9 protein-coding genes are annotated in these 11,554 nt (G+C 72.2%); 6 read left to right on the top strand and 3 right to left on the bottom strand.

What is annotated here, in order from left to right; translation table 11 throughout:
• Positions 1-110 precede the first annotated feature (110 nt).
• The 3 genes from B1H50_RS02330 to B1H50_RS02320 are packed head-to-tail and all read left to right on the top strand — an operon-like array spanning position 111 to position 1,191.
• The gene (locus tag B1H50_RS02330; protein WP_080462183.1) at positions 111-443 is read left to right on the top strand and encodes a transcriptional regulator; all 333 of its coding nucleotides are present in this window, start codon (positions 111-113) and stop codon (positions 441-443) included.
• A complete protein-coding gene (locus tag B1H50_RS09775; RefSeq protein ID WP_188640665.1) occupies positions 440-823 on the top strand; it encodes a hypothetical protein in 384 nt (127 codons plus the stop codon). Before B1H50_RS02330 ends, B1H50_RS09775 begins: the two co-directional genes overlap by 4 nt.
• Entirely contained in the window at positions 820-1,191 is a 372-nt protein-coding gene (locus B1H50_RS02320) for a recombinase family protein (protein WP_198939966.1), read from the top strand. Before B1H50_RS09775 ends, B1H50_RS02320 begins: the two co-directional genes overlap by 4 nt.
• Before the next feature lie 45 nt (positions 1,192-1,236).
• Here the strand turns inward: B1H50_RS02320 and B1H50_RS02315 are convergent, their stop codons facing one another.
• Positions 1,237-1,560, bottom strand: coding sequence for a hypothetical protein (locus B1H50_RS02315; RefSeq protein ID WP_198939965.1), 324 nt, complete (start codon positions 1,558-1,560; stop codon positions 1,237-1,239).
• Between the two features lie 45 nt (positions 1,561-1,605).
• Positions 1,606-2,151 carry a SprT-like domain-containing protein gene (locus B1H50_RS02310; protein WP_080462182.1) on the bottom strand — a complete coding sequence of 182 codons (546 nt, stop codon included), beginning with the start codon at positions 2,149-2,151 and terminating at the stop codon, positions 1,606-1,608.
• Between the two features lie 96 nt (positions 2,152-2,247).
• Here B1H50_RS02310 and B1H50_RS02305 point away from each other — a divergent pair, with 96 nt between their 5' ends.
• From B1H50_RS02305 to B1H50_RS02295, 3 genes are all read left to right on the top strand, one after another.
• Positions 2,248-3,210 carry a hypothetical protein gene (locus tag B1H50_RS02305; protein ID WP_080462181.1) on the top strand — a complete coding sequence of 321 codons (963 nt, stop codon included), beginning with the start codon at positions 2,248-2,250 and terminating at the stop codon, positions 3,208-3,210.
• Between the two features lie 75 nt (positions 3,211-3,285).
• Entirely contained in the window at positions 3,286-4,875 is a 1,590-nt protein-coding gene (locus B1H50_RS02300; protein ID WP_080462180.1) for a phospholipase D-like domain-containing protein, read from the top strand.
• A gap of 195 nt (positions 4,876-5,070) precedes the next feature.
• Complete coding sequence (locus B1H50_RS02295; RefSeq protein WP_158082814.1) at positions 5,071-6,546, top strand: IS1096 element passenger TnpR family protein; 1,476 nt, start codon at positions 5,071-5,073, stop codon at positions 6,544-6,546.
• Between the two features lie 103 nt (positions 6,547-6,649).
• Here the strand turns inward: B1H50_RS02295 and hrpA are convergent, their stop codons facing one another.
• Positions 6,650-11,308, bottom strand: a complete 4,659-nt coding sequence (gene hrpA / locus B1H50_RS02290) for an ATP-dependent RNA helicase HrpA (RefSeq protein ID WP_080462178.1) — start codon at positions 11,306-11,308, stop codon at positions 6,650-6,652.
• Positions 11,309-11,554: the final 246 nt, after the last annotated feature.

Below are 11,554 nucleotides of genomic sequence, written 5' to 3'. Positions count from 1 at the left end.
GGCACGCCGGTCCGAAACTCAGGGCCGAAACCAATGCTGCCCAAAACTGTTGCTAGACCGTTTTTGAGCACGACGGGAATGGAGGCTCGAGCATTGAGAGGGGGTGCCTCATGGCTGAGGTAACAGCGACTCGCGTACGGTTCCGCGACGTCAAGCCCTATGACGCACCCACGTCGCTCGACGGACTGCGCGGGCCCTACGACGGGCTTATCGACCTGCCTCACTGGGTGCGCTGGCAGGCTGATCGGCTCGGTGTGGACGTGTCGAACCCGGGCTGGCGTCGTATGGCTTATCAGGCGCTGCTCGCCGAGGGGACTGCCGACCAGCAGTGCCGCTTGATGAACCGGGATCGGCTCATTGAGGCGTGGCCGATCCTGAACATGGATCCACGCGTGCGCAGCCTGTGGGAGGGACGGTTCCCCCAGCTTCGAGTGGTCGTATGAGCGGTGACCAGGAGGAGCAGCGGCACATCACGCGCCTGGCGTTGGAGGCCGCCGGCGAGGATGCCGGCTTCGACTTGGGACGGTTCACCCAGAACCTCGACAACGTGGAACGCATCCAGCCCGAGGAGGTGCAGGTCTACGGTCTGACAGCCAGCCAGCTCGACGCCGTTAAGGCACGTACCAAGGTGTGGGCGGCAAGTATTCGTGGCCTAGACCGGCGGGAGAGTACTCGCGGTGTCAGCCGCACGCGGTCGTCGCTGAGTGCGAGTTATCCGCAGTCGCCCTCGAAGGCGATCGGGCGGCTTGCCGCCGGCACGAACCAGCCGCGTGGTGCCTACCGCACCGGCTATGGGGCGGGGCCCGGGGGAGTAGAACGGTGACGAGCATCGTGGGTTATGCGCGAGTGTCGACTCGCGAGCAGAATCCAGCTGCTCAGGAGGCTGAGCTGCGCGCTGCGGGAGCGATGCGGGTGTTCGTTGATCGTGGCGAGTCGAGCAGGGTCAGGGACCGTCCGCAGTGGATCGCGTGCCTGGACTACCTGCGTGAGGGCGACACGCTCGTCGTGCGCCGGCTAGATCGCATCGCGGGCAGCGAGAAGATGGCCATTGAGACGATCAACGACCTGGCCGAGCGCGGCGTGAACATCCGCAGTCTGAGTGAGCCGGACATCGACACCACAACGCCGATGGGGCGTGCCCTGTTCGGTATCGTGGCGGTGTTCGCTCAGCTGCGTGTGGACAGAGGGTGACGCTACGCACCTAAAGACGGACCCTCCCCATCGTTCACGGTGGCATCACTTGGAGCGCTCTCGGAGGGGGAAGACGCCGTCCGCCCCGAGGAGCGGCGGCGCATGCGCTTCTTCTTGTCGGGCTCCGAGCACCCGATCTTGCGCAGTTCGTCGACAGACCAACCGGCGCTCAGCGCCGCGTTGGTACGCCTTCACATCAGCTTGCTCAGCCTCACGAACGCGCTCGGTGATCTTCGCCTGTAGCTCGGCCAGCTCGCGCTCGGTGACCTCGCGGACATCCGCGAGGTTCTGGCGCGCTTCACCGACACTGCGGATCGCGTTGATCCGCTCCTCTCGTGCGCGCTTGGCGAGCTCGATCGCATTCTTCAATGGTCGGTTCTTTGCTCATGCCTCTATCGCACGGATTCACTCGCTTTACAACGACGTATGCCGGCACCGCAGCGCCCGCTCGTACTCGGCGCTGATCCGCTCGGGCGCCACGGGGGCGCCGTCGAACTCCCAGCGCAGCAGGTGCGCGGGATCGAAGCGCCCGCTGCAGCGCGCGCAGGACATCGGCCGACGAGGGCGGCGCATCCGGTCGACCGCGTGGCCCACCGGGCAGATGCCCACCCACCGGCCGGGCAGGCTCGGCGCGTCCGAGGCGACCAGCCGCTTGCCGCTCGCGCCCAGGCGCCGGGCCTCCGCCACCCACACGGCGTCGTGACCATGGCCCGGCCCCACCCGTGCGTGGGCGATCTCGTGCAGGATCGTCTCGCGCGCCTCGGAGGGCGAGTAGAGGGTCATCAGCGCGCGCGACAGGCTGATGCGGCGCCGGGCGTGATCGGTCTGGCCCGCGCGGCGCCGGGCGTGATCGGTCTGGCCCGCGCGGCGCCGGGCGCGGTCCAGAGCCAGCTCCCAATCGTGCAGGCCGTGCGCGTCCATGAGGTCGCGGGCGAGGGCCGAGGCGTCGTGAGGATCCACGGATCAAGGGTACGGCCGGCCCCCACGGTCCCCAGGGCGCAGGCCTGACGCCCCGTGGACATGAGGCCCCGCCCCGAGTATGGCAGCATGGCACCAGTGCCCCCTCCACCCTCCGGTTCCCGCCGTGACCAACCCAGCGGCGCGGGCCAGCGCCCGAGCGCCTCGGCCCGTGCCCATTCGCGTGCCCCCGCGCGGCGCCGTCGCCGGTTCGGCCCGCTCACCGTCCTCATCCTGTCGTTCCTCATCACGGTGCTCGTCGCCGTCCTGGCCCTGTCCCTCCGGGGCCGGATCATAGCGCTCGGCGACGGGGCGACCGCCACGCCCGAGGCCGCGGGGCCAGCGCCCGTCTTCCCGGACATGACCGGCTACACCGCCTCCCGCATCATCGACGACGAGGTCTTCTACGAGTCCGAGGCCATGAGCGAGGAGGAGATCGCCGCCTTCATCGCCGAGGTCAACGAGGGCTGCGTCCCGGGGCGCGACGGCACGCCCTGCCTCGCCGACGCCGTCTTCGAGACCCAGACCCGCGAGGTCAGTGATACCTGCCCCGGCGGCTACATCGCCGCCGGCGGGCAGAGCGCCGCCCGCATCATCTCCCGCGTCGCCTCGGCCTGCGGCATCAACCCCCGGGTCCTCCTCGTGCTCATCCAGAAGGAGCAGGGTCTCCTCACCGCCTCCGGCAGCCGTCTCACGGCCCACGACTACGAGGCCGCCACCGGCTACGCCTGCCCCGACGGTGGCCAGTGCGACCCGGCTTTCGCCGGGTTCTTCGCCCAGCTCTACGGCGCCGCCGGGCAGTTCCAGCGCTACCGCCTCGATCCCGGCGGCTACGCCTTCGTCGCCGGGACGCCGACGACGATCGCATACTCCCCGGACGGCTCCTGCGGGTCCGGGGAGGTGATGGCCGCCAACCAGGCCACCGCTGGGCTCTACAACTACACCCCCTATCTGACCAACGACGCCGCTGCCTCCGGCGGGGATGACTGCACGACCTGGGGGAACTGGAACTTCTACGGCTACTACCGCGCCTTCTTCGGCTCCCCGCTCGTCACTGGCTGATCGGTCCGGGCCGGCGGGGGCGCTGGCCTGCCCCTGACAATGCCCGCCACGTGGCATCATGCGCCCATGAGGCTGATGACGCTCCCCTCCTCCCTCGCCACCGCGTGGGTCGTCATCGAGTATGTCATCAAGATCATCGCCCTGGGGACCATCCCCGAGAACCGCCGTCCGTCGTCGTCGACGGCCTGGCTCATCCTCATCTTCCTCCTGCCCGTCGTCGGGCTCCCCCTCTACCTGCTCCTGGGCAGCCCGCGCGTGACCGGCAAGCGCTACCGCCAGCAGGTCGAGGTCAACGAGATGGCGCTGCGCTACACCGCGCACCTGCCCGACGCCCCGCCCGGGGCCAGCGAGTCCAGGCACCTCGAGTCGATCTTGCGCATGAACCGGCGCCTGACCGGGCTGCCCTGCCTCACCGGGGAGGTCATCGCCCTGCACGATGACTCCGCGGCCACCTACGCCGCCATGGCCCGCGCCATCGACGGGGCCACCACCTCGGTGAGCGTCGAGTGCTACATCCAGTCCTGGGATGACGTCACCGACGTCTTCTACAGCGCGCTGGAGCGCGCCGCCGCCCGGGGCGTCAAGGTGCGCCTCCTGCTCGACCACCTGGGTAGCCGCAAGTACCCCGGCTGGAAGACCCTGGGCAAGCGCCTGAGCGCGGCGGGCATCGAGTGGTGGCTCATGATGCCCCTCCTGCCCTTCCGGCTGCGCTGGCGCCGCCCCGACCTGCGCAATCACCGCAAGCTCCTCATCATCGACAATGAGCGAGCCTTCATCGGCTCCCACAACATCATCGACCCCACCTATCTGCTGCGCCGCAACCGCCGGGCGGGGCGCGTCTGGAAGGACCTCACCGTGGAGGTCACAGGAGCGATCGTCGCCGAGGCGCAGGCCGTCTTCGCCATGGACTGGCTCTTCGAGGCCGACGAGCTCCTCGACGTCTTCGCCCTGAGTCCCGCTCGCAAGCGCAAGCCTGGCGTCTCCCGGCCCGTTCACAAGCGCTCCACCTCCACCATCGCCGAGGCCCTGCCCGAGGCCATTCCCGAGGTGGGCCAGGAGCCCGCGCCCACCGTGGGCTCCGCCGCGCCCCGTCCCGGGCGGCCCGACGCCGTCGTCAACGCCATGCAGCTCGTGCCGTCCGGGCCCGGCTACCCCCTGGAGCCGAACCTGAGGATGTTCCTGTCCCTCATCCAGGGGGCGACCCGGCGGGTGTCCATCACCAGCCCCTACTTCATCCCCGACGAGGCGCTGTTGGCCGCGATCACCTCGGCCGCCTACCGGGGCGTGCGGGTGGAGCTGTTCGTCGGCAAGGAGTCCGACCAGTTCATCGTCAACCACGCCCAGCGCTCCTACTACCCGGCGCTGCTGGCCGCCGGGGTGCGGATCTTCCGCTACCCCCCGCCCACCGTCCTGCACTCCAAGTACATGACGGTGGACGGCGAGGTGGCGGTCATCGGCTCGTCCAACATGGACTTCCGCAGCTTCACCCTCAACTACGAGGTCATGCTGCTGGCCTTCGGCGGGGACCTCGACGATCTCCTGCGCGCCAACGATGATGCCTACCGGGCCGTCTCCGAGGAGCTGACCGCTGAGCAGTGGGCCGCCGAGCCCCGCTACCTGCGCTACATCGACAATGTCTGCCGACTCATGTCCTCGGTGCTGTGAGCCGCTAAGTGGTGGAGCCGTGCGCTCCCCGACCGCGCATCGTGCCCCGCGGGATCGTGCTCAGTGCCACGTCCGCCGGTTGTCCGCATCTTGCCGCAGGTGGGTGGGGCATGAGCGGGCCGTACGGCGCAGCCCCAGGATTTTCCCAGGTTGGGGCCCATGCGCGCCCCGCGAGGCTATGGCAGCATCGGGACCATGGCGAGACGCTGGCAGGTCATCACCGTGGAGCTCCTGGGCGGTCGCGGCATTGACCTCGACCCGCCCCCTGGGCGTGACCTCATCGCTCCGCCGTCGACCACCTTTGCCGAGCTCGCCCGCGCCATCGATCTCGCCTTCGCCCGCTGGGACCGGGCCCACCACCACGAGTTCGCCCTCGCGGATGGCACCCGCATCATCGACGACGCCCCCCAGCGCGACCTCGCGACCCGGGCCGCCACCGGCGGTCCCATCCTCGACCGCGTCCTGCCCGGCACCACCGCGGTCAAGCCGCTCCTGGGGCGCGGGGACACGATGCGCTACGTCTTCGACCTGTCCGATCGGTGGGTCTACCGCTGCACCGTCACCGACAAGATCGGTGTCGATCAGCTCATCGGCCCGCGGATCACCGGTCCGCAGCCGATCCGCGGCTGGGGCGACCTGCCGGATCAGTACGGCCGGATTCGGCCCGACGCCGAGCGCCACCGGGGCGCAGGGGGCCGCCGCGTCGATGATGAGGGGAATGGGGCCGGCGGGGCGCGGCCCGCGCCCGAGGCCTTCGAGCCGGGGTCGAGCCGCCGTGCTCGCAGGGCCGCCGAGCGCGCCGAGGCCAGGGATCGCCGGGACCAGCCGGATCGTGAGGAGCCTCGGGCCCCGCGGGGCCCGCGCGGCGAGCGGGGCCGTCCCCGGCACCTGGAGTTCTTGGAGGAGTTCGGTGCGTCCGTGGCCGAGCCCGTCGACGTCGGCGCGGTGCGCAGGGCCTGGGCCAGGCGCGATATCCCCTCGCTCGTGTCCGCCCTCACCGGCGCCGACTGCCGCCACGTCCTCCAGCAGGTCGGCGCCTGCCTGGCGGGCACCTGGCGCGCCAGCAACGGGCCCGGCCACGCGCTGTGCGAGCCGATGACCGCCGCGATGCTCTCCACCATCACCCAGCTCGAGCTGCGCGGTTGGCCCGGCGACGACGTTCTCGCCGAGCTGATCATGGCCCGGCTGCGCGGGGAGCGCCCCGCCGGCTCGCCCCTACCGCTGCGCCTGGGAGCACTGGTGACCTCCATCGCCGCCGGCGGGCAGCGCGACGGCGTCTGGCTGGACGTGGACACCGGCGTCGTCTGGCCCGCCTCGATCCTCGCCACCCGGGCCGGCCGGGACTGGACGGGGCCAATCGCCCCGCCCGTCGAGGGTGACGACGCGCTCGGGATCGCGCCCGGGCACCACTGGCTCCACCTCGACGAGAGCGATCCTGGCGCCGCGTGGTCCGATCGGCGCGCTTTCATCGCGCATGTGGGTGGCGGTCGGACCGAGGAGGAGATCGTCAGCGCCCGGGCCCTGGGGCGCGGCGCTGAGCGCGGGCCGGAGGCCTTCTACGCCGCCGTCGCCGATCGGGGGCTCGATTCCCTCTGGCTCGCCTTCCGCGACGACCGCCGCTGGGGCAGGGCTCGGGCGGCGCTGGCTGCCGAGGGCCTGCGGCCGGCCTGATGCCGAGGCACCCGCCCCCCCTCCAGCGAGACCGGTCGAAAATAGGAGCGAGACCGGTCCGCGGACCGGTCTCGCTGATAGGGAGGGGCGATGGGCGGTGGGGCTAGATGGTGGCGAGGAGTTTGGAGATGCGTTGGGGGCTGACTTTCTGGGAGGTTCCCAGCGTCTGGGCGAACAGACTCACCCGCAGCTCCTCCACCATCCACCGCGCCTCGGCCAGCGCAGCCTCGCGCGCCGCATCCGGCGGGAGCGCCGCAGTCCGCTCACGCGCCCGCTCGATCCCTGCCAGGGCCTCGCGCGCCTGGTGGGCCAGGGCCGCGTCCTGCGATGCCGCCGACGGCGAGGAGGCCGCCCGCTCCACTCTCATCGCCAGCGCCTTCAGGTACCTGGGCAGGTGCTGCAGCCGGCTGGCGGGCGTGGCGGTGATGAACCCATCGGCGATGAGCGCGGCGGCCTGCTCGCGCACCTCCTGCAGCGTGGTCAGCAGCGCGAGCGAGGTATGCGCGTCCACCGCGTCCTGAACCTCCCGCTGGGCCTCCAGTACGCGCACCACGATGAGGGCGATCCGGTGGACCCCGTCCTCCAACCCCTCGCGCATCGCCCCCGCGAGCTCATCGAAAACGGCCTTCTCGCGCACCTCGGCGAGTCTCCGACCGGTGCCGGACGCCCACTGCTCGGCGACGGCGCGCGCCGCCGCCAGCTGGAGGTCGGTCACCAGCGCCTCGGTGGACCGGTAAGGGCTCGCCGCGAGCGTCAGCGACTCCCTGCCGCTCCAGCGGCTCGTGATCCGGCCCGTCGGCAGTGCCGCGTGCGCCAGTGCCAGCGCGATCACGCCGGCGGGGTGCTCCCGGCCCTGGGCGACGGCGTCGGACAGGATCGTCAGATCCGCGGTGGGGGCCGTGGGCTTGCCGGCAGTCCCGCTCCCGCTGGCCCCGCCGGGGCGCAGCCGGGCCGCGCCGCCACTGGCCACCAGGGCCGGGTAACCTCGCACGACGAGCCCGGCCGTGCCGGTGGACTCCACCGTGGCGGGGATCGTGGAGGAATCCGGGCCGATGAGTCCGGCCAGGCCGCTCGGCCACTCCTCCAGGCCCGCCCGCTCGGCCAGCCCCGCGCTCATGCCGGTCGGCCCGGCGCCGCCCGCCACCGGGCCGACCGGGCCCGCCGCCTCCGCGGGATCGGCGCCGTCGTCGGCCCTGCGCCCGCGTCGGCCGCGCCGCCCGGGGCCCTGCCGACCCTGCCCCTCCTTCCCGGTCCCGGGGCCCCGCGTACCGCCGCGCCCGCCGGAGCGGGCCTGCGCCTCCTCCATCGCCTGGGCGAGCGCCCCGCGCACCGCCGAGCGCACAGCCTCCTCGGTGCGCCCCGACAGGCGCCTCTGCAGCGCCACGAGATCCTTGCCGCGCCCCAGGGCCCTCCCTCGCGCGTCAAGCGCCGCGAAGGCGATCGACAGGTGATCGGGCAGGCGCTCGGCGGCCTCTGCCCAGTCGTCGTCGCTGATCTCCACGCCGCGCAGGCGCCCCATCACCGCGGCGAAGGCCTCCTCGAAGGGCGTATCCGGGCAGGAGGCCCCGGGCGGCGTCGGGTACTCCTCCTGCAGGACCGCCCACGCCTGCGCGCCCACATCCGGGGCGGGGACGAGCTGGCGGCGTACTCGCTTGGGGAGTGCTCGGATCGTGGCCACCACGAGCTCGGGGCGCATCCCCGGCACGAGCCAGTCGAAGCCGGTCGGCTCCAGGCGCCCCAGCACCTCAATCGGCACCCGCACGGTGACGCCGTCGTCATGGCGCCCCGGCTCGAAGACGTACTCCAGGCCCAGGGTCAGGTCCCCCTGCGTCCAGGTGTCCGGGTAGCCCGTGGCGTCGTCATCGCCGGGCAGCAGCAGCTCTCGCGTGAAGTCCAGCAGGTCCGGGCGGCGGCTCCGCTCCCGCCTCCACCAGGCGTCGAAGTCGGCGGCACCGTGGATGTTCTCGGGCAGGCGGTCGTCGTAGAAGTCGAACAGCGCCTCGTCACTGGCCAGCAGGCCGTGCTCGCGGCGCCGCCGCTCCACATCCTCCAGCTCCTCGCGCAGTTCCCGGTTGCGCTCCACGAAGCCGTGCCGGGCGTGCCAGCCGCCCTCGACGAGCCCGGAGCGGATGAACATCTCCCGGGCCACCTGCCGCGCCGACTCCGTGCCCACCGATGCCAGCGTGGAGGGGCGGTCCGCTACGAGCGTCATCCCGTAGAGCATGACCTTCTCGTGGACCATCGCGGCCCCGCGTCGCGTGGACCAGTAGGGCTCGCCGTGGACGCGGCGCAGCAGGCCCGCCCTCCCGGCCGCCTCCTCGATCCACCGCTCGTCGACCTTCGCTACGGTGCGCGCGAAGAGCCGGGACGTCTCCACCAGCTCCGCCGTCATCACCCAGTCGTAGGTCTTGCGGCGCAGCCCCGAGCCGGGCCAGATCGTGAAGCGCGTGCCCCTCGCCCCGGCGTACTCGCGGCGCCGCTCATCCCAGTTGCCCACATTGGACAGCAGCCCCACCAGCAGGGAGCGGTGGATGGCGTCGGCGTCGGGGGTGTCGGCGCTGCGCCCGAGCGCCATGACGGCGGCCGCCACATCCCCGTGGGCGATCTGGGCGGCGTGCGAGCCGGGCTCCAGGGCCTCCCCGGCGGCCCGGATGGCGCGCGCCGTCGGCAGTTCGACGGGGGAGGCGTTGAGCCCCAGCTGCCGCGACATCTGCCGCAGTTGGGCGTGGACGTCCTGCCACTCGCGGATCCGCAGGTAGTGCAGGAACTCGGCGCGGCACATGCGGCGGAACGCCGAGCCGGACAGCTCGCGGGACTGCGTGCGCAGGTAGCGCCACAGGTTGAGGTAGGTCAGGAAATCGCTCGTGGGGTCGGCGAAGCGGCGGTGCAGGGCGTCAGAAGCCTCCTGCTTGTCCACCGGGCGCTCGCGGACATCCTGGATGGACAGGGCGGCGACGATGACGAGCACCTCCCCGGCGCAGCCGAGCTCGCCGGCCTCCAGGAGCATCCGCCCCAGGCGCGGGTCGATCGGCAGGCGCGCCAGGCGGCGCCCGACGGTGGTGAGGCGCGGCCCCTGGGCGCGCGCGGCGCCGTCGGGGTCGATCGCGCCGATCTCTGCGAGCAGGGCGATGCCGTCGCGCACGGCCCGTCGGTCCGGGGCGTCGATGAAGGGGAAGTCCTCCACCGCGCCCAGCCCCAGGGCCGCCATTTGAAGGATGACGCTGGCCAACGAGGTGCGCAGGATCTCCGGCTCGGTGTACTGGGGGCGGGAGTCGAAATCGGCCTCGGAGTAGAGGCGGATGGCGACGCCGTCGGCCAGGCGCCCGCAGCGCCCCGAGCGCTGGTTGGCGCTGGCCTGGCTGATCGGCTCGATGGGCAGGCGCTGGACCTTCGTGCGGTTGGAGTAGCGCGAGATGCGGGCCAGGCCCGGGTCGATGACGTAGCGGATGCCGGGCACCGTCAGCGAGGTCTCGGCGACGTTCGTGGCCAGGACGATCCGGCGCGTCGAGTGCGGCTCGAAGACGCGGTGCTGCTCGGCGGCGCTCAGACGAGAGTACAGGGGCACCACCTCGACCCCTCCGGGCAGCCGTGAGCGCCCGTCGACGGCGAGGCGCGGCCCGAGGTGATCGGCCAGGACCGATTCGGTGTCACGGATGTCCCGCTCGCCCGCGAGGAAGACGAGGATGTCGCCGGGGCCGGTGGCCAGGAGCTCGTCGACGGCGTCGAGGATGCCCGTGACTTGGTCGCGGTCCTCCCGGGGAGCGGGCTCCGGCCGCTTGGCGCGCCCGGCCCGGGGGGCGCGGTCGGTGTCATCGGCTGCATCCGCGCCGCTGTCGGGCTCGTCCGCGCTCAGGGGCCGGTACCGGATCTCGACGGGGTAGGTGCGGCCCGTGACCTCGATGATCGGGGCGGGCACGCGCGCGGCGGTGGGAGCGGTGCCGTCGGATCGGGCGCCGTCATCCGGCACGGCGAGGCCGTCGGGGCGCGGGGGCTCGGCGCCGAAGTGCTCGGCGAAGCGCTCGGAGTCGATGGTGGCCGAGGTGATGATGACCTTGAGATCGGGGCGGCTCGGGAGGAGCCGGGCGAGGTAACCCAGGATGAAGTCGATATTGAGGCTGCGCTCGTGGGCCTCGTCCACGATGATCGTGTCGTAGCGGGCGAGCGTGGGATCGGACTGGATCTCCGCCAGGAGGATGCCGTCGGTCATGAGCTTGATGAGGGTGCGCGCCCCGACCTCCTCGGTGAAGCGCACCTGGTAGCCGACGATCCCCTCGGAGGAGATGCGGGTGCCCAGTTCGTCGGCGATGCGCTCGGCCACGGAGCGGGCGGCGATGCGGCGGGGCTGGGTATGGCCGATCATCCCGGTGATGCCGCGGCCGAGCTCCAGGCAGATCTTGGGGATCTGCGTGGTCTTGCCGCTCCCGGTCTCCCCGGCCACGATGACCACCTGGTTGTGCTGGATGGCCTCGGCGATCTCAGCGCGGCGGGCGGTGACGGGCAGCTCATCGGGGTAGACGATCTCCGGGACGGAAGCCGTGCGCTCGGAGAGCTGATCCGCGGTGAAACCCGCCCAGGGGCGCCTGGGGCGCCTGCCCTGGCGATTCCCGTGGGGCGGACGGCCATGCCCGTCCTGCTGCTGGGCGGGGCGGCGCCCCCGACGGGCCCCGTCCTCCCGGTGCCCGCCCGAGTCGCGGCGATCGCGGCGCCCCTGCTGGTGTCCGTGGCCCTCACCGGCGTCGCCGGCAGCACTGGTGTTATCCATAGGCCGCTTATTGTCCCCCATGCGGCGGGGCGCGCGGGCCGAGCAGGGCGGGCGCAGCACTTTCCAGCCCGAGTCGCCGGAGGGGGCGCATCGGGGAGGAAGACGTCAAGGAGGCGGCACTGGGCCGCCGGTGGGCAGCGCTCCCCGCGATGCCCTCGGGGCTCACCGATGCCTCAGAGCGCCGGACGGTGCTTTCGGCGTCCCGAGCCAGAGGCCACGGCGCCCAACCGTCCCAGACGTGTCGGG

Origin of the sequence: Actinomyces gaoshouyii (genome assembly GCF_002072175.1) — a bacterium.
Lineage (GTDB): Bacteria > Actinomycetota > Actinomycetes > Actinomycetales > Actinomycetaceae > Actinomyces > Actinomyces gaoshouyii.
The sequence above is the reverse complement of the archived record's forward strand: the minus strand, read 5'-3'. Positions and strand labels throughout refer to the sequence as shown.